Annotated in this window: 16 protein-coding genes, 10 tRNA genes, 3 rRNA genes and 2 pseudogenes; 25 read left to right on the top strand and 6 right to left on the bottom strand. The window is 45.9% G+C overall.

Going from position 1 to position 23,511, the window contains the following annotated elements:
- The first annotated feature begins 54 nt into the window (after window positions 1-54).
- Window positions 55-1,071 carry an Mrp/NBP35 family ATP-binding protein gene (locus BDD39_RS00530; protein WP_166907197.1) on the top strand — a complete coding sequence of 339 codons (1,017 nt, stop codon included), beginning with the start codon at window positions 55-57 and terminating at the stop codon, window positions 1,069-1,071.
- Window positions 1,072-1,111: 40 nt separating this feature from the next.
- Here BDD39_RS00530 and gerD read toward each other — a convergent pair whose 3' ends face one another.
- Complete coding sequence (gerD, locus tag BDD39_RS00525) at window positions 1,112-1,744, bottom strand: spore germination lipoprotein GerD (RefSeq protein WP_166907194.1); 633 nt, start codon at window positions 1,742-1,744, stop codon at window positions 1,112-1,114.
- Window positions 1,745-1,895: 151 nt separating this feature from the next.
- On the opposite strand from gerD, the gene BDD39_RS00520 reads away from it, so the two are divergent.
- The gene (locus tag BDD39_RS00520) at window positions 1,896-2,501 is read left to right on the top strand and encodes a KinB-signaling pathway activation protein (RefSeq protein WP_166907192.1); all 606 of its coding nucleotides are present in this window, start codon (window positions 1,896-1,898) and stop codon (window positions 2,499-2,501) included.
- A gap of 60 nt (window positions 2,502-2,561) precedes the next feature.
- Here the strand turns inward: BDD39_RS00520 and pdaB are convergent, their stop codons facing one another.
- Window positions 2,562-3,323 carry a polysaccharide deacetylase family sporulation protein PdaB gene (pdaB, locus tag BDD39_RS00515; protein WP_166907189.1) on the bottom strand — a complete coding sequence of 254 codons (762 nt, stop codon included), beginning with the start codon at window positions 3,321-3,323 and terminating at the stop codon, window positions 2,562-2,564.
- A gap of 431 nt (window positions 3,324-3,754) precedes the next feature.
- Between pdaB and BDD39_RS00510 the strand changes: the two genes are divergently transcribed.
- The 21 genes from BDD39_RS00510 (at window position 3,755) to BDD39_RS00410 (ending at window position 19,275) form a co-directional block, all read left to right on the top strand.
- Window positions 3,755-5,311: ribosomal RNA gene (locus BDD39_RS00510) — 16S ribosomal RNA — on the top strand.
- 268 nt (window positions 5,312-5,579) lie between these two features.
- Window positions 5,580-8,510, top strand: a 23S ribosomal RNA gene (locus BDD39_RS00505).
- Window positions 8,511-8,669: 159 nt separating this feature from the next.
- Window positions 8,670-8,786: ribosomal RNA gene (gene rrf, locus BDD39_RS00500) — 5S ribosomal RNA — on the top strand.
- Together the 16S, 23S and 5S rRNA genes with 10 tRNA genes alongside form the textbook arrangement of a ribosomal RNA operon.
- A gap of 259 nt (window positions 8,787-9,045) precedes the next feature.
- Window positions 9,046-9,120: transfer RNA gene (locus tag BDD39_RS00495), tRNA-Asn, on the top strand.
- A gap of 4 nt (window positions 9,121-9,124) precedes the next feature.
- Window positions 9,125-9,197, top strand: a tRNA-Thr gene (locus BDD39_RS00490).
- Between the two features lie 17 nt (window positions 9,198-9,214).
- Window positions 9,215-9,286: transfer RNA gene (locus BDD39_RS00485), tRNA-Glu, on the top strand.
- Between the two features lie 17 nt (window positions 9,287-9,303).
- Window positions 9,304-9,379 (top strand) — tRNA-Val (locus BDD39_RS00480).
- A gap of 106 nt (window positions 9,380-9,485) precedes the next feature.
- Window positions 9,486-9,558 (top strand) — tRNA-Thr (locus BDD39_RS00475).
- A gap of 6 nt (window positions 9,559-9,564) precedes the next feature.
- Window positions 9,565-9,646 (top strand) — tRNA-Tyr (locus BDD39_RS00470).
- Window positions 9,647-9,725: 79 nt separating this feature from the next.
- Window positions 9,726-9,800 (top strand) — tRNA-Gln (locus BDD39_RS00465).
- Window positions 9,801-10,015: 215 nt separating this feature from the next.
- A tRNA-Lys gene (locus BDD39_RS00460) sits at window positions 10,016-10,088 on the top strand.
- A gap of 7 nt (window positions 10,089-10,095) precedes the next feature.
- Window positions 10,096-10,167, top strand: a tRNA-Gly gene (locus tag BDD39_RS00455).
- A 13-nt stretch (window positions 10,168-10,180) separates the two neighbouring features.
- Window positions 10,181-10,253, top strand: a tRNA-Ala gene (locus BDD39_RS00450).
- A 161-nt stretch (window positions 10,254-10,414) separates the two neighbouring features.
- Window positions 10,415-11,317: an arginase gene (gene rocF, locus BDD39_RS00445; protein ID WP_166907186.1), complete on the top strand. Its 903-nt coding sequence runs from the start codon at window positions 10,415-10,417 to the stop codon at window positions 11,315-11,317.
- Between the two features lie 140 nt (window positions 11,318-11,457).
- Window positions 11,458-12,021: an RNA polymerase sigma factor SigW gene (sigW, locus tag BDD39_RS00440; protein ID WP_166907183.1), complete on the top strand. Its 564-nt coding sequence runs from the start codon at window positions 11,458-11,460 to the stop codon at window positions 12,019-12,021.
- 13 nt (window positions 12,022-12,034) lie between these two features.
- A complete protein-coding gene (gene rsiW, locus BDD39_RS00435; RefSeq protein ID WP_166907181.1) occupies window positions 12,035-12,646 on the top strand; it encodes an anti-sigma-W factor RsiW in 612 nt (203 codons plus the stop codon).
- A gap of 99 nt (window positions 12,647-12,745) precedes the next feature.
- On the top strand, window positions 12,746-13,567 hold the full coding sequence (cdaA, locus tag BDD39_RS00430) for a diadenylate cyclase CdaA (protein WP_166907179.1): 822 nt from the start codon (window positions 12,746-12,748) through the stop codon (window positions 13,565-13,567).
- A complete protein-coding gene (locus BDD39_RS00425; protein ID WP_166907176.1) occupies window positions 13,560-14,795 on the top strand; it encodes a CdaR family protein in 1,236 nt (411 codons plus the stop codon). Before cdaA ends, BDD39_RS00425 begins: the two co-directional genes overlap by 8 nt.
- Before the next feature lie 36 nt (window positions 14,796-14,831).
- Entirely contained in the window at window positions 14,832-16,178 is a 1,347-nt protein-coding gene (gene glmM / locus BDD39_RS00420; protein WP_166907174.1) for a phosphoglucosamine mutase, read from the top strand.
- 493 nt (window positions 16,179-16,671) lie between these two features.
- Window positions 16,672-18,474 carry a glutamine--fructose-6-phosphate transaminase (isomerizing) gene (glmS, locus tag BDD39_RS00415; RefSeq protein WP_166907172.1) on the top strand — a complete coding sequence of 601 codons (1,803 nt, stop codon included), beginning with the start codon at window positions 16,672-16,674 and terminating at the stop codon, window positions 18,472-18,474.
- A 321-nt stretch (window positions 18,475-18,795) separates the two neighbouring features.
- Window positions 18,796-19,275 carry a flavin reductase family protein gene (locus BDD39_RS00410; RefSeq protein WP_003247648.1) on the top strand — a complete coding sequence of 160 codons (480 nt, stop codon included), beginning with the start codon at window positions 18,796-18,798 and terminating at the stop codon, window positions 19,273-19,275.
- A 264-nt stretch (window positions 19,276-19,539) separates the two neighbouring features.
- Here BDD39_RS00410 and BDD39_RS00405 read toward each other — a convergent pair.
- Window positions 19,540-19,807, bottom strand: a pseudogene (locus BDD39_RS00405) (transposase); the annotation flags it as partial.
- A 277-nt stretch (window positions 19,808-20,084) separates the two neighbouring features.
- Here BDD39_RS00405 and BDD39_RS00400 point away from each other — a divergent pair.
- Entirely contained in the window at window positions 20,085-20,831 is a 747-nt protein-coding gene (locus BDD39_RS00400; protein WP_166907170.1) for a MerR family transcriptional regulator, read from the top strand.
- A gap of 147 nt (window positions 20,832-20,978) precedes the next feature.
- On the opposite strand, the gene BDD39_RS00395 is transcribed toward BDD39_RS00400, so the two are convergent.
- From BDD39_RS00395 to BDD39_RS16525, 3 genes are all read right to left on the bottom strand, one after another.
- Window positions 20,979-21,434 (bottom strand): DUF2269 family protein, encoded by a 456-nt coding sequence (locus tag BDD39_RS00395; RefSeq protein ID WP_166907169.1) that lies wholly within the window; start codon window positions 21,432-21,434, stop codon window positions 20,979-20,981.
- Window positions 21,435-21,948: 514 nt separating this feature from the next.
- Window positions 21,949-22,329, bottom strand: a complete 381-nt coding sequence (locus tag BDD39_RS00390; protein WP_243845960.1) for a DinB family protein — start codon at window positions 22,327-22,329, stop codon at window positions 21,949-21,951.
- The gene (locus BDD39_RS16525) at window positions 22,302-22,430 is read right to left on the bottom strand and encodes a hypothetical protein (protein ID WP_279587907.1); all 129 of its coding nucleotides are present in this window, start codon (window positions 22,428-22,430) and stop codon (window positions 22,302-22,304) included. Before BDD39_RS16525 ends, BDD39_RS00390 begins: the two co-directional genes overlap by 28 nt.
- A gap of 208 nt (window positions 22,431-22,638) precedes the next feature.
- On the opposite strand from BDD39_RS16525, the pseudogene BDD39_RS00385 reads away from it, so the two are divergent.
- Window positions 22,639-23,338, top strand: a pseudogene (locus BDD39_RS00385) (acyl-CoA dehydrogenase family protein); the annotation flags it as partial.
- Window positions 23,339-23,511 lie beyond the last annotated feature (173 nt).

The following is a 23,511-nucleotide window of genomic DNA, read 5'->3' as shown; positions in this document are numbered from 1 at the left end:
TATGGTATAGTAAAAGTATGGGTGCAATACATACATAAGGGCTGGTGATGATCGATGCTTACGGAGAACGAGGTTAGAGAGCTGCTCGAAAATATCAAAGATCCGTTTTTAAACAAAACGTTTAAGGAAACAAATGCGATTCAAGAAATTAAAATTAAGGAAGATAAAAACCATGTCAGCGTGAAAGTGGCGTTAGCAAAAACCGGAACAGCGGAGCAGCTTCGGGTGCAAACGACGATTGTCCAACTATTAAAAGATGCGGGAGCCGCCTCGGTAGGCTTGCGGTTTGCACAGCTTCCTGAGGAAGTAGTGGAGAAATATGAAGCGAACAAATCAAAAACAACTTACATTGCAATCGCCAGCGGAAAAGGAGGAGTCGGAAAGTCGACCGTTTCCGTCAATTTGGCTGTTTCCCTCGCCCGCCTTGGCAAAAAAGTTGGTCTCATTGATGCCGATATTTACGGATTTAGTGTCCCGGACATGATGGGCATTGTCGAACGCCCGGCGGTGCGCGGCGATAAAATTATTCCAGTGGAGCGCTTTGGCGTGAAAGTCATTTCCATGGCCTTTTTTGTCGAAGATAATGCTCCTGTCATTTGGCGTGGCCCAATGTTAGGAAAAATGCTAAACAACTTTTTCAAAGAAGTGGAATGGGGCGACCTAGACTACTTATTATTAGACTTGCCGCCAGGCACGGGGGATGTTGCGTTAGACGTCCATACGATGCTGCCATCGTGCAAAGAGATCATCGTTACTACTCCGCATCCGACCGCGGCTTTTGTTGCAGCGCGCGCGGGGGCAATGGCGCTCCGTACTGAGCATGAAATCATCGGTGTGATTGAGAATATGTCCTATTTTGAAAGCCGCAAAACAGGCGAAAGAGAATACGTATTTGGCAAAGGCGGCGGTGAAAAGCTTGCTAAAGAACTGCAAACGGAACTATTAGGCCAATTGCCGTTGCAGCAGCCGGACTGGAATGACGACGATTTTGCTCCATCGGTGTATGCCGAGGATCATCCGATTGGAAAAATATATATGGACATTGCTCGAAAAATTATTCAAAAATGTTAAACAAAAAAGGAGAAGCATCTCTAATGAGATGTTCTCCTTTTTAGCTTCCTCCCTGTCCTTGCTGGTTGCCGCTGTTTTCTTCTCCTTCTCCGCCTTCTCCCTCATCACCACCATGTTTTTTCGTTCCCTGCTGTATGTTTCCAGCTGACTTGATTAATATGTCCTGAATTTTTGCTTGGAATAATGGGCTGTTCAGTGTTTCGGTGATGACTTTTTGCAGATGTTGGCGAAATTCCTTGCTTTTTAACACATCTATCATCGCTTTTTCCATTTCTGGATTTTTCAAAATATCTATCATCATCCCTTGGTATTCCGGGTCTTTCATCAATGCTTTAATCGTTTTTTCGTGCTCTGTTTTTAAGCTTTTGGCAAAGCTTTCCGCAAATTTTGGATCTTGTAATGCCTTTTCCCAAAATTTTACCCCTTCTTTGGATGTCAGTACTTGTTGCAGTGTTTCTTTAACAATCGCTTGCTCCATGACGAGCTGTTGTTTCGTTTTTTCATCCGTCATGATTTCCTGAATCGCCTTTTTCCCCTCATCCGTTTTTAAAATATCCACAACCATTTTCTTCGTCGCGTCATAATCAGGGGGAGGGGGACTGGTTTCTTGAGGAGCACAAGAGCTAAGGACCAGAAAATAGCCCAATAAGAGGAGCAATATGTTTTTTTTCATGCAAGTAAGCTCCTTTCTGCAAAAATCCCTCACCCTTAATATGAATTTTCGCCAAAAAAATATGCATTCCCCGTATTCCAAGCTGGCTTTTTTTGAAAGTCGCTGATAAAATTTAAAGCGAATCATGCTGAAAATAATGGAGGATAGAGCTGTGAACAGCCGTAAATGGGTGCGTTTGTTTTTAACAACATTAGCAATCGGAGGAATCACAACAGCCATTGTAGGAATTGTTTTTAGTTGGAGTGAATACCAAAAACTACTTTCGCGTTGGGACATAGTGGAAATCCTTGCCGTATTGATGTGGCATATTGGTGTTGGCTTTATTTTTAGTGTTATTAGCCAGGCAGGTTTTTTTGCCTATTTAACCGTTCACCGCTTTGGATTGGGCATTTTCCGTTCGGCTTCGCTTTGGAACGCTGTACAAACCGTGTTAATTTTGTTTGTGCTTTTTGACTTAGTATATTTCCGCTATCAAGTGTTTGCCAAAAAAGGCGAATCTGTCATCAGTTATATATTGGTGGCTTTATTTCTTCTCGTGGTTGGGCTTGTTGTAGCGTATATAAAAAGCGCACAAACGAATAAAGGCGCGTTTGTGCCAGCTTTGTTCTTTATGGTTGTCGTCACGGTCATTGAATGGGTTCCTGTATTGCGTATTAATGATAGGGATTGGCTTTATTTGATGTTGTTCCCGTTATTAGTTTGCAATGCTTATCAGCTTCTTATACTGCATAAATTAACAGGTGTTGCGAAATCATAATCGTTCAAGGAGGAGGTGAACCTCCTTTTTTTGTATAAAAAACCGTCTAAGCAATAACCATTAATTAATTTCCCTGCTGCTGACATCTCCATTAACAATCAGCTGCGAAACGCTAACATTGCGGTAACCTTTTTCTTTCATTGCCGCAATAATTTTTGGAAGCGCCTTTGCCGTTTGATTAGCCGAATCAGAGGCGTGAAGCAAAATGATATCTCCAGCTTCCATATTGTCGGTAACGTTTTCCACAATGGTTTTCGTTCCAGGGTTAAGCCAATCTTTGGAATCAATGCTCCAGTGGACGACAGTGTAACCGAGAGAGTCGGCAATCTTTAACACATTTTTGTTAAAGTTGCCTCCCGGAGGACGCAATAGTTTTACTTCTTTGATGCCACACGTATCAAATATTTTCTTTGCTTGCAAAAGATCTTGGCGGATTTTCGAATTTTCCAGCTCGGTATAGTTTACAAAGTTATAACCCATGCTACCGATTTCATGACCTTCCTCCTTAATTCGTTTTACGATGCTTGGATGGCGTTCCGCCCAAGAAGCGGATAAAAAAAAGGTTGCATTTTTGATGCCGTTTCGTTTTAATACATCAAGAATACGTGGGGCGTTTTGGTCTCCCCAGCTAATATCAAATGTTAATGCTATTTCATCCTTGCTGTTTTTCACTTTATAAATAGCCTTTGGACCGGAAGAGAAAGAAAGGGTCGCATTATGCATTCCATGCGCGTATAAAATAGCGGCGGTGAAAAACGCAGAAAGAACAATAATAAGTGCCTTTTTTAGAGAACGCCCGTTTAAAGCGTAGAAAACATTCACTTTACTTCCCCCTTTGTTCTAAAGTTGTCCTGTGACCATCTTATGCTTGTCATCGTCGATGTTATGAAACATATTTTTGACAAAAAAGTGTTGACAACAGAAAAAAATCATGATAAATTAATCCTCGTCGTTAAGCGATATAACAAAAAACGATATTGACATCTTGTTTATGGGTATGTTAGTATAAAAAAGTCGCAAACAGGAGAAAATGTTCCTTGAAAACTGAACAAAACGAAGCGTCCACATAGAAAAGCGAAGGCGACTGATTAGCCCCGGCAGGCGCTGGAGGGCTCGCGAGGAGGCTGTTGCCGCCACAGCGAGACCGAAGCGGCCCGAGGGGCTAGGAGCCGGAGCTGGACAATAAGAAAAGCGAAGGCGACTCGACACCTTGCGGTGTCGGTGCTGAAGCTTAGAAATAAGCCAATCAACTTTCTATGGAGAGTTTGATCCTGGCTCAGGACGAACGCTGGCGGCGTGCCTAATACATGCAAGTCGAGCGGACCGAATAGGAGCTTGCTCTTGTTCGGTTAGCGGCGGACGGGTGAGTAACACGTGGGCAACCTACCCGTAAGACCGGGATAACTCCGGGAAACCGGAGCTAATACCGGATAACACCGAAGACCGCATGGTCTTCGGTTGAAAGGCGGCTTTGGCTGTCACTTACGGATGGGCCCGCGGCGCATTAGCTAGTTGGTGAGGTAACGGCTCACCAAGGCGACGATGCGTAGCCGGCCTGAGAGGGTGACCGGCCACACTGGGACTGAGACACGGCCCAGACTCCTACGGGAGGCAGCAGTAGGGAATCTTCCGCAATGGACGAAAGTCTGACGGAGCGACGCCGCGTGAGCGAAGAAGGTCTTCGGATCGTAAAACTCTGTTGTTAGGGAAGAAGAAGTACCGTTCGAATAGGGCGGTACGGTGACGGTACCTAACGAGAAAGCCCCGGCTAACTACGTGCCAGCAGCCGCGATAATACGTAGGGGGCGAGCGTTGTCCGGAATTATTGGGCGTAAAGCGCGTGCAGGCGGTCCCTTAAGTCTGATGTGAAAGCCCACGGCTCAACCGTGGAGGGTCATTGGAAACTGGGGGACTTGAGTGCAGAAGAGGAGAGCGGAATTCCACGTGTAGCGGTGAAATGCGTAGAGATGTGGAGGAACACCAGTGGCGAAGGCGGCTCTCTGGTCTGCAACTGACGCTGAGGCGCGAAAGCGTGGGGAGCAAACAGGATTAGATACCCTGGTAGTCCACGCCGTAAACGATGAGTGCTAAGTGTTAGAGGGGTCAAACCCTTTAGTGCTGCAGCTAACGCGTTAAGCACTCCGCCTGGGGAGTACGGCCGCAAGGCTGAAACTCAAAGGAATTGACGGGGGCCCGCACAAGCGGTGGAGCATGTGGTTTAATTCGAAGCAACGCGAAGAACCTTACCAGGTCTTGACATCCCCTGACAACCCTAGAGATAGGGCGTTCCCCCTTCGGGGGGACAGGGTGACAGGTGGTGCATGGTTGTCGTCAGCTCGTGTCGTGAGATGTTGGGTTAAGTCCCGCAACGAGCGCAACCCTCGACCTTAGTTGCCAGCATTCAGTTGGGCACTCTAAGGTGACTGCCGGTGACAAACCGGAGGAAGGTGGGGATGACGTCAAATCATCATGCCCCTTATGACCTGGGCTACACACGTGCTACAATGGGCGGTACAAAGGGCTGCGAACCCGCGAGGGGGAGCCAATCCCAAAAAGCCGCTCTCAGTTCGGATTGCAGGCTGCAACTCGCCTGCATGAAGCCGGAATCGCTAGTAATCGCGGATCAGCATGCCGCGGTGAATACGTTCCCGGGCCTTGTACACACCGCCCGTCACACCACGAGAGCTTGCAACACCCGAAGTCGGTGAGGTAACCCTTTTGGGAGCCAGCCGCCGAAGGTGGGGCAAGTGATTGGGGTGAAGTCGTAACAAGGTAGCCGTACCGGAAGGTGCGGCTGGATCACCTCCTTTCTAAGGATGATATGTGTGTGAAATAAGAGGGACGCTTACGTTTTGTTCGGTTTTGAGGGAACATATTTATGTTCTCTTCAATTAATCCGTTTTGCGTCTGCGTCTTCTAGTGAATTCAGAGAAGCTGGATTCCTCGACGCAAAGCTGCAAAGAAGCGAATGCAATGAAGCAGCTTCGTTCCTTGAAAACTAGATAACCGAAAAGAAAAGCGGAGGCGCCGCGGTTAGGCGCCGAAGTTAGACAAAGGAAGAAGCCGAGAAGCGCTAATGGTTAAGTTAGAAAGGGCGCACGGTGGATGCCTTGGCACTAGGAGCCGATGAAGGACGGGGCAAACGCCGAAACGCTTCGGGGAGCTGTAAGCAAGCGTTGATCCGGAGATGTCCGAATGGGGGAACCCACTGTCCGTAATGGGACAGTATCCATACCTGAATCCATAGGGTATGGAGGGCACACCCGGGGAACTGAAACATCTTAGTACCCGGAGGAGAAGAAAGCAATAGCGATTCCCTGAGTAGCGGCGAGCGAAACGGGAACAGCCCAAACCAAGAGGCTTGCCTCTTGGGGTTGTAGGACCACTCACATGGGAGTGACAAAGGAACGGGGTAGACGAAGCGGTCTGGAAAGGCCCGCCAGAGAAGGTGACAGCCCTGTAGTCGAAACTTCGTTCCCTCCCGAGTGGCTCCTGAGTACGGCGGGACACGGGGAATCCCGTCGGAAGCAGGGAGGACCATCTCCCAAGGCTAAATACTCCCTAGTGACCGATAGTGAACCAGTACCGTGAGGGAAAGGTGAAAAGCACCCCGGAAGGGGAGTGAAAGAGAACCTGAAACCGTGTGCCTACAAGTAGTCAGAGCCCGTTGATGGGTGATGGCGTGCCTTTTGTAGAATGAACCGGCGAGTTACGATGACGTGCGAGGTTAAGTCGAAGAGACGGAGCCGCAGCGAAAGCGAGTCTGAATAGGGCGTTCAGTACGTCGTCGTAGACCCGAAACCAGGTGATCTACCCATGTCCAGGGTGAAGGTAGGGTAACACCTACTGGAGGCCCGAACCCACGCACGTTGAAAAGTGCGGGGATGAGGTGTGGGTAGGGGTGAAATGCCAATCGAACTTGGAGATAGCTGGTTCTCCCCGAAATAGCTTTAGGGCTAGCCTCAAGGGAAGAGTCTTGGAGGTAGAGCACTGATTGAGCTAGGGGCCCTCATCGGGTTACCGAACTCAGTCAAACTCCGAATGCCAATGACTTATCCTTGGGAGTCAGACTACGAGTGATAAGATCCGTGGTCGAGAGGGAAACAGCCCAGATCACCAGCTAAGGTCCCTAAGTGCACGTTAAGTGGAAAAGGATGTGGAGTTGCCCAGACAACCAGGATGTTGGCTTAGAAGCAGCCATCATTTAAAGAGTGCGTAATAGCTCACTGGTCGAGTGACTCTGCGCCGAAAATGTACCGGGGCTAAACGTGCCACCGAAGCTGTGGGATGACCTTCGGTCATCGGTAGGGGAGCGTTCTAAGGGCGTCGAAGCGAGACCGGAAGGACTCGTGGAGCGCTTAGAAGTGAGAATGCCGGTATGAGTAGCGAAAACAGAGGTGAGAATCCTCTGCACCGAAAGCCTAAGGGTTCCTGAGGAAGGTTCGTCCGCTCAGGGTTAGTCGGGACCTAAGCCGAGGCCGAAAGGCGTAGGTGATGGGCAACAGGTAGAGATTCCTGTACCACCTCCTCACCGTTTGAGCGATGGGGGGACGCAGGAAGGTAGGGCGAGCAGGCTGCTGGAATAGCCTGTCCAAGCGGTTAGGCTGCCAGATAGGCAAATCCGTCTGGCGCAAAGGCGGAGCCGTGATGGCGAAGGGACCATCGGTCCCGAAGTCCCCGATCCTACACTGCCAAGAAAAGCCTCTAGCGAGGTGAGAGGTGCCCGTACCGCAAACCGACACAGGTAGGCGAGGAGAGAATCCTAAGGTGCGCGGGAGAACTCTCGTTAAGGAACTCGGCAAAATGACCCCGTAACTTCGGGAGAAGGGGTGCTCTCTTGGGTGAATAGCCCGAGGGAGCCGCAGTGAAAAGGCCCAAGCGACTGTTTATCAAAAACACAGGTCTCTGCGAAGCCGAAAGGCGAAGTATAGGGGCTGACACCTGCCCGGTGCTGGAAGGTTAAGGGGAGCGCTTAGCGCAAGCGAAGGTGCGAACCGAAGCCCCAGTAAACGGCGGCCGTAACTATAACGGTCCTAAGGTAGCGAAATTCCTTGTCGGGTAAGTTCCGACCCGCACGAAAGGTGTAACGACTTGGGCACTGTCTCAACGAGAGACCCGGTGAAATTATACTACCTGTGAAGATGCAGGTTACCCGCGACAGGACGGAAAGACCCCGTGGAGCTTTACTGCAGCCTGATATGGAATTTTGGTATCGCTTGTACAGGATAGGTGGGAGCCTGGGAAGCCGGAGCGCCAGCTTCGGTGGAGGCGCCGGTGGGATACCACCCTGGCGGTATTGAAATTCTAACCCGCACCCCTGATCGGGGTGGGAGACAGTGTCAGGTGGGCAGTTTGACTGGGGCGGTCGCCTCCCAAAAGGTAACGGAGGCGCCCAAAGGTTCCCTCAGAATGGTTGGAAATCATTCGTAGAGTGCAAAGGCACAAGGGAGCTTGACTGCGAGACGGACAGGTCGAGCAGGGACGAAAGTCGGGCTTAGTGATCCGGTGGTTCCGTATGGAAGGGCCATCGCTCAACGGATAAAAGCTACCCCGGGGATAACAGGCTGATCTCCCCCAAGAGTCCACATCGACGGGGAGGTTTGGCACCTCGATGTCGGCTCATCGCATCCTGGGGCTGTAGTCGGTCCCAAGGGTTGGGCTGTTCGCCCATTAAAGCGGTACGCGAGCTGGGTTCAGAACGTCGTGAGACAGTTCGGTCCCTATCCGTCGCGGGCGCAGGAAATTTGAGAGGAGCTGTCCTTAGTACGAGAGGACCGGGATGGACGCACCGCTGGTGTACCAGTTGTCCCGCCAGGGGCACCGCTGGGTAGCTATGTGCGGAAGGGATAAGCGCTGAAAGCATCTAAGCGTGAAGCCCCCCTCAAGATGAGATTTCCCATCGCGTCAAGCGAGTAAGATCCCTCGAAGATGACGAGGTCGATAGGTCCGAGGTGGAAGCGTGGCGACACGTGCAGCTGACGGATACTAATCGATCGAGGACTTAACCAAGAAAAGCGCACGAAAAGCGGAGGCGAGCGCTTAGCGCCGAGCGGACACAGGCGACTGGCTTCTTCCAAACAGACGGTTATCTAGTTTTGAAGGAATGAACTCCTTCTTGACAACATCGATTAGATGAATATAATAATACATGTCCAATTGAAATACTTGCCTAGTGACTATAGCGGAGAGGAAACACCCGTTCCCATCCCGAACACGGAAGTTAAGCTCTCCAGCGCCGATGGTAGTTGGGGCCAGCGCCCCTGCAAGAGTAGGTCGTCGCTAGGCAAGTTGAATGTTAGAAACTTTATCATAAAACTTCTTCATTCTTATTCCGCAGTAGCTCAGTGGAGAGCAACGAGCCTAGGCTTCTGTGAATTTGCTTCGAGTTGTCCCGACGCATATAACATCGTTGAATAAACTAGAAGAGGAAGGGACAACGATTAGGAAAATTTAGGCGAGTTGCCTCGCCGCATCAAGCATCTTCGAATTTGCTAGAAGAGGAAGAGGCAATATAAAATTGAGTATAGATAAATCATCACTTCATTCCGCAGTAGCTCAGTGGTAGAGCAATCGGCTGTTAACCGATTGGTCGCAGGTTCGAATCCTGCCTGCGGAGCCATCACGCTTCCATAGCTCAGTTGGTAGAGCACTTCCATGGTAAGGAAGAGGTCACCGGTTCAAGCCCGGTTGGAAGCTTTGATGTTGTTCTTTTTGGCCCGTTGGTCAAGTGGTTAAGACACCGCCCTTTCACGGCGGTAACACGGGTTCGAATCCCGTACGGGTCACTTTCTTTTTGTTTACTGGAGGATTAGCTCAGCTGGGAGAGCACTTGCCTTACAAGCAAGGGGTCGGCGGTTCGATCCCGTCATCCTCCACCATGATTAATGAAAATGCTTCGAGTTGTCTCGACGCATTTGACATCTTTGAATTCGCTAGCAGAGGAAGAGGCAACGAAAATAATTGGAGTATAGATGCGTTCCTTATGCCGGCTTAGCTCAATTGGTAGAGCAACTGACTTGTAATCAGTAGGTTGCGGGTTCAAGTCCTGCAGCCGGCATCATACGGAGGGGTAGCGAAGTGGCTAAACGCGGCGGACTGTAAATCCGCTCCCTTTGGGTTCGGCGGTTCGAATCCGTCCCCCTCCATATACATAAAAAACTTGGACAAGTATAATTTTCATCTAATGTGAAATAATATGTTTCAGCTATTAATATTTAATATCGTTGGGCTATAGCCAAGCGGTAAGGCAACGGACTTTGACTCCGTGATGCGCTGGTTCGAATCCAGCTAGCCCAGCCATAATCTCATTAATTAGCTCAGTAGGGGAGCAACGAGCCTAGGCTTCTGTGAATTTGCTTCGAGTTGTCCCGACGCATATAACATCGTTGAATAAGCTAGAAGAGGAAGGGACAACGATTAGGAAATTTAGGCGAGTTGCCTCGACGCATCCAGCTTCTTTGAAAAAGCTTGTTGAGGAAGAGGCAACAAAAAAACAACGAGTGTCTTCACTACATGAGCCATTAGCTCAGTAGGTAGAGCATCTGACTTTTAATCAGAGGGTCGGAGGTTCGAGTCCTCCATGGCTCATCGATTTGCGGAAGTAGTTCAGTGGTAGAACACCACCTTGCCAAGGTGGGGGTCGCGGGTTCGAGTCCCGTCTTCCGCTTTTTATCCCGCTCGGGGCCTTAGCTCAGCTGGGAGAGCGCCTGCTTTGCACGCAGGAGGTCATCGGTTCGATCCCGATAGGCTCCATTGAAGCATCCTATTTCGTATTTTCGAAATAGGATGCTTTTTTATTTTTTGTCCGTCTATACTTTTAGTTAAGAATAAATATTCAAAAAATTGTCGAGTTGAGTCATGATGGCGTTTTCATCTACAATAATAACGTAGTACAACGGAAAGGGGGAGGCAGCATGAAGAAAATTTCGATCATTGGTGTACCGATGGATTTAGGACAGACGCGCCGCGGCGTCGATATGGGGCCGAGTGCCATGCGCTATGCGGGGGTCTTTGAGCGATTGGAGCGCCTTCATTATGATATTGAAGACTTAGGTGATATTTCCATTGGAAGAGCTGAACGGTCTGATGATGAAGGATTGCGTCTTAACTTGCGAAATTTGAAAGCGGTTGCGGAAGCGAATGAAAGATTGGCCAAGGCTGTGGATGATGTGATCAAACGGGGGAGATTTCCTCTCGTTTTGGGCGGTGATCACAGCATCGCCATTGGTACATTAGCTGGTGTTGCCAAGCATTATAAGAATTTAGGGGTAATTTGGTATGACGCCCATGGTGATTTAAATACAGCGGAAACGTCACCGTCAGGAAACATTCATGGAATGCCGCTGGCCGCAAGCCTTGGATTAGGTCATCCGGCATTGACCAATATCGGCGGCTACAGCCCGAAAGTAAAGCCAGAAAACATCGTTCTTATTGGTGTTCGGGCCCTTGATGAAGGCGAAAAACGATTAATCCGCGAAAAAGGGATTAAAATATATACGATGCATGAAGTAGATCGTCTTGGGATGACGACGGTGATGGAAGAAACAATTGCTTATTTGAAAGGGCGGACAGACGGGGTGCATTTATCACTCGATTTAGATGGATTGGATCCTCATGATGCACCAGGAGTCGGCACTCCAGTGATTGGCGGTCTTACATATCAGGAAAGCCATTTGGCAATGGAAATGCTCGCCGAGGCACAGTTAATTACATCGGCAGAATTTGTCGAGGTCAATCCTATTTTAGATGAGCGCAATAAAACTGCTTCTGTCGCTGTAGGATTGATGGGTTCTCTTTTTGGCGAAAAGCTAGTGTGATGGTGCAAAAACAGCAGATTCAGCAAAATCTGCTGTTTTTCTTTTTGTATATGGTAAAATAAATTATATGTTTACATGAAACTTTTTTTAGGGAAAAACGTAGTACACTGTAGCCGCAGGGGCGGGGGTATTGTGCTATTATGGATATATTTGTAAAAAAACGTATTAAAGCAATAAAAAAGGGCGACCAAAATGCCTATGCCGATATTGTCGATCTTTATAAAGATAAAATATACCGTCTATGTTACCGGATGTTAGGGAATCGTCATGAGGCGGAAGATGCGGCGCAAGAGGTGTTCATCCGCGCTTATGTTCATATCGATACGTATAACCCGAAGATGAAATTTTCCACATGGCTTTACCGCATTGCTACGAATTTGGCGATTGATAAAATCAGAAAGAAGAAACCAGATGCGTATTTGGATGAGGAGATCAACGGTACCGATGGGCTTACCATGTACGCCCAGCTTTCTTCTCACGAGGCTTCCCCCGAAGAAACAATAGAAAGTTTAGAACTGAAGGAGACGGTGCAGAAGGCGATCGAAAAGCTGCCAGAAAAATATCGCAGTGTGATCGTACTGAAGTATATAGAAGATTTATCATTACAAGAGATTAGCGAAATTTTAGAGCTGCCGCTCGGTACAGTGAAGACGCGGCTTCATCGCGGCAGGGAAGCGTTACGAAAGCATTTGGGTCATCTGTAAGAGGGTGAAAAACATGAAATGTCCAGAACATATTGTCAAGCTGATGCACGATTATTTGGATGGCAATACGGGTCCGCATGAGGAAAAGCGATTAAAGGAGCATTTACGGCAATGCTCGGCGTGTGCTGTCCATTTCCATGAATTAACGAAAACCGTAGCTTTTATTCAGTATGCATCTCATGTTCCTTCGCCGCCTGACTTTACGGCGCGAGTGATGGCGAATTTGCCGAAAGAAAAGAAGATCGTTCGGGTGCAAAGATGGTTGCAGAGCCATCCGTTTCTTACCGCCGTTTCGCTGTTTATCCTTTTAACAATGGGAAGTTTATTTACGGCATGGAATGGAGAGGAACAATTCTCCGTTTCCACACATGAAAATGTAATTATTCGCGGCCATACTGTCATCGTTCCAAAAGGGAAAACGGTGAAAGGGGATATCGTTGTCCGTAACGGCTCCATTAAAATAGAAGGAAAAGTCGACGGCAATGTGACAGTCATTCACGGGGAAAAATATTTAGCTTCCGCAGGACAAGTAACAGGGGAAATTGAAGAAATTAATCAAGTATTTGAATGGATTTGGTATAATATTAAAGAACGGCTTAAAGACGCAATGAAATCGTTCGAATAACTAGCCATCTTTTTGATGGCTTTTTTCAGTGATATGTTATAATAAAAGAGCTGTTTCCATAAACATGATGTTGGAATTAGTAATAAAGGAAGTGTGAAAATGCCTTTCGGAGAGCTCCCAGTTGTAGATTATTTAGTGAAAATTGTCGATATTCTCGTTGTTTGGTACGTAATCTATAAATTGATTATGATGATTCGCGGGACGAAAGCAGTCCAGCTTTTAAAGGGAATTATTCTGATTATACTAGTGCGAATCGTTAGTAACTTTTTTGGCCTTAGCACATTGCAGTGGCTAACGGGCCAGGCCATTACATGGGGGTTTCTCGCTATTATTATTATTTTTCAGCCGGAATTCCGGCGTGCCCTTGAGCAGCTGGGGCGCGGAAAACTATTTGCAAGGAGCAGCGCAAACGAAGATGAAGAACAAGTGAAGATGGTTGAAGCGATTATTAAAGCTACGGAATATATGGCGAAACGGCGAATTGGTGCGTTAATTTCCGTAGAGCGGGAAACAGGAATGGGAGACTATATTGAAACTGGAATTATTTTGAATGCTCGTGTTTCGTCGGAACTATTAATTAATATTTTCATTCCGAATACCCCTCTGCACGATGGAGCTGTTATTATTCAAAAAAATCATGTTGCCGCTGCGGCCTGTTATTTGCCGCTTTCGGAAAGCCCATTTATTTCAAAAGAATTAGGGACCCGTCACCGCGCTGCACTGGGAATTAGTGAGGTGACCGATAGCGTAACGGTTGTTGTATCGGAAGAAACTGGTGCGGTATCGATCACAAAAAACGGGGAGTTACATCGAGATTTAACTCCGGAGCAGTTTCGGGAGTTGCTTACAAAAGAATTAGTGCCGGCACCAAAAGCGACTTCCTCATCCCGTTGGCAATGGAGGGGGAAGAGACATGGATAAGTTGATGAACAACCCTTGGTTTATTAAAGTATTTTCTTTACTGTTAGCCATCATGCTCTACATATCAGTCAATATCGAAACAAAATCCGGAGGGATCGTTCGCAATGCGATCGGACAAGAGGATACGGAAACGCTGATGAATGTCCCCGTCGTTGTTTACTATGACGAGGAAAATTTAATTGTTTCCGGCGTTCCGAAATACGTAAACGTGACGTTGCAAGGGCCGGCAAGCATCGTAAAACCGACCGCTTTACAGCGGAATTTCGAAATATATATGGACTTAACCGACCTGCCACTAGGTACCTATACCGTGCCGATCAAGTATAAAGATATATCTGACAAACTAAAGGTAAAAATTCAGCCAGCGGCAGCAAGGATAACGATTCAAGAAAGAGTATCAAAAAGTTTCCCTGTCGGGGTTGAATTTATCAATAAACATAAAGTGCCAGAAGGCTATTCAGTGAACCAGCCCATTGTAAAACCAAACTCGGTCACGATCACGGGCGCTAGAGAATTAATTGATAGCATCTCATCGGTAACAGCGAAAGTAAATTTGGAAGGCGCCACGGATACGTTGACACAAGAATCGAAAGTGAACGTTTATGATCATCGCGGCAGGAAGTTAAATATTCATGTGCACCCTTCGGTTGTCGAAGTAACGGTTCCGATTAACAGTCCAAGCAAAACCGTTCCGCTAAAAATCAACCAAACAGGAACGTTACCGGATGGATTAAGTATAGTAAAAATAGAAACAGTTCCAAATAAAGTGACCATCTTTGGTCCTAAAGAAAAAATAGACCCTATTAAATTTATCGATGGGATCACCGTTAATCTGGATGAAATTACGAAAGATACTACATTGGAAATGGATGTTCCGATGCCGGAAGGAATCAAAAGCGTTAATCCTTCTAAAGTAAAAATCCATATCGATGTGCAAAAAGAAGAAGCAAAAACATTCAAAGACGTGCCGATTCATGTCATAGGGTTAGGAGAACAAAATACAGTGGAGTTTATAGACCCAAAAAAGCAAGCGATGGATGTTCGGCTTTACGGAACACCTGACATCTTAAATGGGGTTACAGAAAATGATGTGGAATTATATATTGATGTTAGTGGCTTAGGCGTCGGGGAACATGAAGTAAAGCTAGAATGGAATGGGCCACAAAATGTAAAATGGGAACTGCCAAAAGAAAACGTAAAAGTGAAAATAAGCGAAAAAAATCAATGAACGATAATTTCATAGATGTAAGGAGAGATTGACATAATGGGTAAATATTTTGGTACTGACGGTGTACGCGGAGTAGCGAATCGAGAGTTGACACCAGAGCTGGCGTTTAAAATCGGGCGCTGCGGCGGATATGTATTGACCAAAAGTGAAGAACGCCCGAAAGTGTTAATTGGCCGTGACACTCGTATTTCCGGCCATATGCTCGAAGGAGCGCTTGTTGCCGGATTGCTTTCGATCGGGGCAGAAGTTATGCGGCTCGGTGTCATCTCCACCCCAGGGGTCGCTTATTTAACGAAGGCGTTAGGGGCGCAGGCAGGCATTATGATTTCGGCGTCTCATAACCCTGTTCAAGATAATGGAATTAAATTTTTTGGTCCGGACGGGTTTAAACTATCGGACGAGCAAGAAAGAGAAATTGAAGAGCTAATCGACAGCCCAGAAGATATGCTGCCAAGACCGATCGGCAAAGCGTTAGGGCAAGTGAACGATTATTTTGAAGGCGGGCAAAAATATTTACAATATTTAAAGCAGACGATTGATGAAGACTTTTCCGGTCTGAAAATCGCACTTGACTGCGCGCACGGGGCTACTTCATCGTTGGCGACGCATCTATTTGCCGATTTGGAAGCAGATGTTGTCACGATGGGCGCCTCACCAAACGGACTGAACATTAACGAAGGAGTAGGCTCCACCCATCCGGAAGCATTAGCGGCGTTTGTGAAGGAAAAAGGTGCCGATGTTGGACTTGCCTTTGACGGCGATGGCGACCGCCTCATTGCTGTTGATGAACATGGCAATATCGTAGATGGCGATCAAATTATGTACATTTGCGCCAAATACTTAAAAGAAACCGGGCGGTTGAAGCATCAAACGGTTGTTTCTACCGTGATGAGCAACCTTGGGTTCTACAAAGCGCTCGAAGCGCAAGGAATTCAAAGTGTACAAACCGCGGTCGGCGACCGCTATGTAGTCGAGGAAATGAAGAAAAACGGCTACAATTTAGGCGGGGAACAGTCAGGACACATTATTTTCCTTGACTATAACACGACAGGAGACGGATTGCTGACGGCGCTGCAACTTGTCAATATTATGAAAATCAAGGGAAAACCACTGTCCGAGCTGGCGAGCGAAATGAAAAAATATCCGCAGCTACTTGTCAATGTCAAAGTAGCGGATAAAGAGAAAGTCATGGAAAATGAAAAAGTAAAAGCGGTCATTCAAGAAGTAGAAGCAGAAATGAATGGAAATGGCCGCGTGCTTGTTCGCCCGTCGGGAACGGAGCCGGTTGTGCGTGTGATGGCGGAAGCGCCGACAGAGGAAGCTTGCCGAAATTATGTAGAACGGATCGCTTCCGTCATTCGTGAAGAAATGGGAATGGAATAAAAGGAATTGTTTATAACCAACCTATGCATTAATGGAACATTGTATTCCATTGATGCATAGGTTATTTTATAAACAATAACAAATATTACAGTTTATGAACAATGACTATATTACAGTTGACGCTTTTTTCGATGTGCTGTAATATTAACGTTGTTGTTATTTTTCAAGGAAGGAGGACAGAGAGAATTACTAGTTCTTTTTTCAAAGCGCCTGGACTAAGCGTGGGACGGCAAAACGCTTAGTTGACGAGGAGGAGGTTTATCGAGTTTTCGGCGGATGCCTCCCGGCTGTGGCGATTACAGCCGCAAGTCCTTCCTTAAAACAAAGGGGTGACCCTTTGGACAAAGGGGAGGATGTAATCGCAAAAAACGGAAAAGTAGGGAGTCTGTCTATACAAAAAGGTCAGACCCCTGATACGTTCTTTGACAAGAGAATAGACGTTTTTGGGTCGTTTTGTAAGGCGGGCTCCCAACTAAAGGGAGGAAACGTATTTATGTGCGGAATTGTTGGTTATATTGGCTACCAAGACGTAAAGGAAATTTTATTGCGCGGATTGGAAAAATTAGAGTATCGCGGCTATGACTCGGCAGGCATTGCCATGCTAAACGATGAAGGCGTTCATTTATTTAAAGAAAAAGGCCGTATTGCTGATTTACGTAATGTCGTTGACGGGACGGTGAGCGCATCGATCGGAATCGGCCATACGCGCTGGGCGACGCACGGAGCGCCAAGCCGTGTGAATGCACACCCGCATCAAAGCGCATCGAGCCGCTTTACGTTAGTGCATAATGGTGTGATTGAAAACTATGCGATTTTAAAACGCGAATATTTGCAAGATGTCGCGTTTCGCAGCGATACGGATACGGAAGTGATCGTGCAGCTTGTTGAAAAATTTGTAAACGATGGTCTTTCTGTCGAAGAAGCGTTCCGCAAAACATTAACATTGTTGAAAGGTTCTTATGCCATCGCAATGATTGATGCGGAAAATCAAGAAGTTATTTATGTCGCGAAAAATAAAAGCCCGTTGCTAGTCGGACTCGGTCATGGTTTCAATGTGGTAGCGAGCGATGCAATGGCGATGCTCCAAGTCACCAACCAATTCGTCGAGTTAATGGACAAAGAAATGGTGATCGTGACAAGAGAAGACATTACGATTAAAACATTGAACGGTGATATCGTCAAACGCGCTCCATATACAGCGGAATTGGATGCCAGCGACATTGAAAAAGGCACCTATCCGCACTACATGTTAAAAGAAATCGATGAGCAGCCGTTTGTGATGCGCCGTATTATCCAAAAATATCAGGATGAGAACGGTCAGTTGACGATTGATCCGCAAATCATTCAAGAAGTGCTGAATGCGGACCGTTTATATATTATTGCGTGCGGAACGAGCTATCACGCTGGTTTGGTCGGTAAGCAATTGATCGAAAAATGGGCGAAAATTCCGGTTGAAGTCCATGTGGCAAGCGAGTTTTCTTACAATATGCCATTGTTGTCGGAAAAGCCGCTTTTCATTTACATTTCGCAAAGCGGCGAAACGGCAGACAGCCGGGCGGTGCTAGTGCAAACAAACAAACTTGGCTACAAAGCAATTACGATTACGAACGTTCCAGGCTCGACGCTGTCCCGTGAAGCTGATTATACGCTATTGCTTCACGCCGGTCCGGAAATCGCCGTTGCTTCTACGAAAGCATATACAGCGCAAATCGCCGTGCTTGCCATTTTAGCGGTCACTACGGCGAAGGCAAAAGGGATCGAGCTTGATTTTGACCTCGTCAAAGAATTGGCTATCACTGCCAATGTGATGGAGATGTTGTGCGACGCGAAAGAGGAAATGGAGAAAATCGCGCGCGAATATTTAGCGGCAACGCGCAACTGTTTCTTTATCGGCCGTGCCGTTGACTACTATGTATGCCTGGAAGGTGCATTAAAACTAAAAGAAATCTCTTATATTCAAGCAGAAGGATTCGCCGGCGGCGAATTGAAGCATGGGACGATCGCTTTAATTGAAGACGGCACCCCAGTTATCGCCTTGGCGACACAAGAGCATGTGAACTTGAACATTCGCGGCAATGTTAAAGAAGTCGTCGCTCGCGGCGCCAACCCATGCATCATTTCGATGCGTGGCTTAGAGACAGACGAAGACCGCTTCGTTATTCCAGCGGTTCACCCAATGCTTACTCCGCTCGTTTCCGTCGTGCCGCTGCAGCTGATCGCGTACTACGCGGCATTACATCGCGGCTGCGACGTTGACAAACCGCGTAACTTGGCGAAGAGCGTGACGGTTGAATAAAAGATAAAAAAACATGTCACGTTGTTGTTGAGTGACAAAAAAGCTGTATACTGGGCTTTTTAAACGAGGGTGTCCCATTTTCTACTTTTGGGACACCCTCTTTTTTAAGGAATATCCTTCCATTCTCTTTTCCAATAAAGGATTATGCCATCTGTCGTTTTCTTGAAAACTTGTGTCCGGCCGCTGTTTCTAAGTTGTGAAATCTCCCTTGTCTCCTAAAAATGAAAAGCTGGACATATATTATTATTTTGAATAAAATGGAAAATAAGAACATCTACACAACTGAAAAATGCGATTTTTACGGAAGGAGGAGTTCCATACATGGATGCCAAGGCGAAAAAAACGGCTTTACGCGGAATTACATACGGTTTATACATTGTCGGCACAAAAGATGAAAATGGCGCTGCCAATGCTTTTGCGGGAAACTGGCTGACACAAACGTCTTTTAATCCTCCATTGGTAGCGGTTGCAGTGAAAGTAGGCACCCGTTCCCAAGAGCAAATTGCCAAAAGTGGCGTATTTAGCGTCAATATTTTAGAGACAGGCCAAAAGGATATGGTCACCGCTTTCTTTAAATCTTTAGAACCGGAAGGAAATAAGCTGGCAGGGTACGAATTCTATACCGAGGAAACAGGATGCCCGATTTTTAAAGATGCGCTCAGTTTCTTTGAGTGCAAAGTCGTCGAAAAAGTAGAAAAAGGCGATCACTATATTTATGTAGGCGAAGTAATCAATGCGGGTGTGCATCGGGAAGGTGATCCGCTGACACTGAAGGAAACCGGATTTTATTACGGGGGGTAATTTGGGGACTCCTAACGTACAAGCCTGTTATAAGTGTTAAGTGACAAAAAAGTTGTATACTGGGCTTTTTAAAGATAAGGCTCTGTTCGTATTATAAGGTCAGCCAGATATTTCTGGTTGACCATTTTTTATATGGTTTATTATAACGGCAGCCGGGGCAGACGTCCGCACCTGTGGCTAAACAGTTTGCCCCCCTACTTGCGGAAACATGATTGAGGCTGGTTGGGATTTGTAATCCCGTATAACAAGTGAACCTATAATATTTCAAGGAAGGAATGTTTCTCGTCCTGCCCATTTCTCGTTAAAATCTTGGATGGTCAAATATACGACTTTTTCAGCGGCTTCTAAGCTACTCAAGCTGTTCGGGGGTTTGAGGCGTTTCCGAATCTCCTTGACCGTCCGTTCGATGGTATTCGTCGTATAAATCGCACTGCGAATACTACTTGGGTAGTCCATGAAGGTGAGGGGGACATCCAACCCATTCGGCCAAGATTGAAACTTCCCTCGGATACTTGTTCCGCCATTTCAACTCAAGCGTTCTAATTTTTCCTTTACAAACAAACTGACGAATGACATGTTCTAGTTGATGAGTCTGAATTTAAATTCGGTATACTTTTAGACATAGGTAGGGTATCCCTTTCTCTGGAATGTGTGAGCCAAATTAGAGAATACCCTACCTTTTTCTTTTGGTCTAACGAAATGCTTTACACAAACTTTTATACATTACGTGTGCAATATTTTTTCCAAACGTATGTTGACTCTCACGTCACGTGATACTTTATAGTGAATGTTGAAGGGAGGCCAAAGTGATGGCAATGAAAGTGAAAGAAGTTGCGGATTTAGTTGGCATTAGTGTGCGCACACTGCATTATTATGATGAAATCGGGCTGTTAACCCCAGAGAAGGTAACGGAATCCGGTTATCGCCTTTACACAGATAATGATCTTGAGAAATTACAACAAATCTTATTTTTCAAAGAACTCGGCTTCCCTTTAAAGAAAATCAAAGAAATTATCAATAGTCCTTCGTTTGATCGTCATGAGGCGTTGGTGCTGCAACGGAAAATGTTGCTTGAGAAACGCAGGCGGCTCGATAAAATGATTGCGACGATTGATAAAACCATTCAGCATATGAAAGGAGAAATTCAAATGACAAACAAAGAGAAGTTTGAAGGCTTTGACTTTAGTCATAATCCATATGAACAAGAAGCCCGTGAGCGCTGGGGAGATGAAGCCGTTGACAAAGCAAATGCCAAAATCGGGAGCATGTCTAAAGATGAACAAGAAGCTATGGCTAAAGCGATGAATTCGATCTATAAAAAACTTGCGGCCCTTCGCCACGGCTCGCCTGAATCAGAGGAGGCGCAAGCCGCGATTAAAGAATGGTATGACTTTTTGAATAACTTCGGTAATTACTCGCTCGAAGCGTTCAAAGGATTAGGTCAAATGTATGTGGACGATGAACGCTTCACCAAAAACATCGACCAATTTGGGGAAGGGTTAGCGAAATTTATGCGCGACGCCATGGCAGTCTTTGCGGATCAAAACAAAAAATAATGTGAACGAAAGCAGGGCATTGCCCTGCTTTCGTTCAAAGTGTTGAAATCCCAATATGACCTAGGGTTCAGGTTTTGCTAAATAGAACGGTGTCTCGATTAAAAAAGGCTATTTATTAAATAGAATTTTTTGCATATCAGCACATGCTCAAAACGGTTTTAGAATCATGAGTGCAATAATGATTAAGAAAATACCATTTTCTATGCGCTCATAACGAAAAAGCTGATTGGATAAACGTGTATATTCCTCTGGTATGTCTTCTCCCTTATAAGTTTCTAACAAACGTTTTAATGGTTTGGATTTAGGCGCTAATACAAGCGGTCCCATCGCGAGTGCAATTAAGAAGAGAACAAGGCTTGTCACATACCAACCCATTTGAAATAAGCCTGTATTTAAAAGTCCCATTAACAAACCTGTAATAAGTAAAAGCGTACCTCCGATCATAACGAACGTATGCAGCTGCCGTCTCATTTCGTAAGCATATTTTAGTTGCGTCATTGTTTTCGCGGATTTTACGACATGAATTAAAATAAAACTTGGTCCCATACCTAATATCGCTGAAAAAATATGTATGAAAACAAGAATTTTATAAAATGTTGTCATGAGAATCCCCCTCTCTGCTGAGGTAAGTTTCGCTTTCTCCTTTAATCATACACCATTATGCTGCGTATAACGCAGTGATATTTCATACAAAATGCAAAAATTTCGTATGAAGAAATCTCTGAATTTGATAGGGAAGCGCTTGTTTCATATATTGTAGAATATAACGGCCAATTTTAAAAGATGTTTGAGAAGTCTCCCTCCTCGAAACGAGGGGAAGGTGGAGATAAATTAGGAGGTTTTTGAACCTTCTAATCAGGCAAAGGGAAGTCCCCCGCTTCGTGGCCAAAAGTGTACTTCGGGCGTCGAAAGTGGATTGGGCTGATTGTACGCCTGCAGGAGTTCGCCTGTGTTTGGAATGAATGTCTTCAATTGGCGAAGGAACATCCGGAAAGGCTTCCGATGGCAGGCGTCGGGTAGAAGGAGACCGCCTTCTTCTACGCAGAAGCTTCTTCCGATGAAGGTGGTAAGAAACTCCCACCTCTTCATGGAATGAAGGTGGGAAAGGTTCCATGATCTATAACTTCACTTTTAATTCCTCGATTTGGACGAGATGGCGCTTTTCATGGTAGCCGACAAATGAAATCCATTGTTTTAAGCTTATTGGTCCGAATGCGGGATGTGGGAACGATTTTTGCTCTAAATCGGAAGGGGTTGCTTCTTTGGAGACTTTCATCAATAGCTGGCGCGATTGGCGGAGTTTTTCTTTCACTTCTTCTAGTGTCTTAAACTGATCGCTTGGAATGCTAAATGACGGAGCTTGCACTTTTTTCAAATGGTTCACCGTCAGATGGATTGGTTTTTCTTTTACTGGCTGGATGATGCCGTTTGCGAGCGTATCGGCAATCATGTTCGCGATGTACATTTCCATCAAATAAAGATGTTCCAGCACTTGCATATGGTCCAGCTTCCTTCTTCTACTCGCTTGTTTAACAGCTCATCCAATAAGCCGCTGACGCTTGCTAACAATTCTTGTCTCACTTGTTCATTATAATCCATGTGACCCCTCCTAATATGAATGATATTTGATTTTATTATCCCGCCGTTTTTTACCTCTGTCGAGTCTTTTCATGAAAGTGGTTTCACATTGGTTAACGAAACATTGTGTTGCCAAATCGCAACATATCTCTGAAACAGTGGCAGCCCGTTACCGCTTTAGGGGTTGGATGTTGTGACAGCGCAACGAAATGTTATTGTTTTGCAACAATCTGAACACTATATTACGAATGCGGTCTAAGCGCATGTCTTTACCGTGATGGCGGTTACTGATCCTTCCAAAGGAGCGAAGGGAATCACTTCCTTTATCGTCGAAAAAGACTTTCCGGGCTTTATTTTAGGGAAAGTGGAGCGGAAAATGGGACTAAGAGGCTCGCATTCGGCAGAAATTTTCTTTGATAATTTGGAAGTCCCGGTCGAAAACGTGCTCGGCAAAGAGGGAGAAGGGTATGTCAATGTATTGAAAATATTGTCGAACGGCCGCGCCGGATTGGCGGCGAGAAATTTAGGATCATGCATCAGATTGTTGGAATACTGCATGGAATACGCGCAGCAGCGTGAGCAATTTGGCAAGCCTATTTTTGAACAACAAGCCATTCAAATATGTTGGCAGAGATGAGCATGCTCATTGAAGTGCTACGGTCGATTACATATCGCGTCGCCTGGATGACGGACCAAAAAATGCGGGTCGTCAAAGAAGCGGCGATTGCTAAGCTGTTTGGTTCTGAAGTATATAACAAAATTGCCGATTTAGCCGTTCAAATTCACGGAGGATTAGGATATATGAAAGACTATCCAATTGAGCGCTTCTACCGCGACGCGCGGATTACGAAAATTTACGAAGGTACCTCCGAAATCCAGCGAAATATTATCATGAATTAAGGAAAGAATATTCTAAAGTAAGAGTATAATTGTTTTATCTATTAAGGCTGTATGTATATATAAAGGAAAAGGTTCAGGCGTTTGCCTGGACTTTTTTTGTACGCAACAATAGCCAATAGTTTTAGACTTCCATATGGATAAAAAATTAGTTAAATATTTACGATGATGTTGCAAAAATAGCAAAGTTATGCATAAGATGCAG

The organism is Saccharococcus thermophilus (assembly GCF_011761475.1).
GTDB classification, from domain to species: domain Bacteria; phylum Bacillota; class Bacilli; order Bacillales; family Anoxybacillaceae; genus Saccharococcus; species Saccharococcus thermophilus.
Note: the sequence above shows the minus strand (reverse complement) of the source record. Positions and strands in the feature narration are given on the sequence as shown.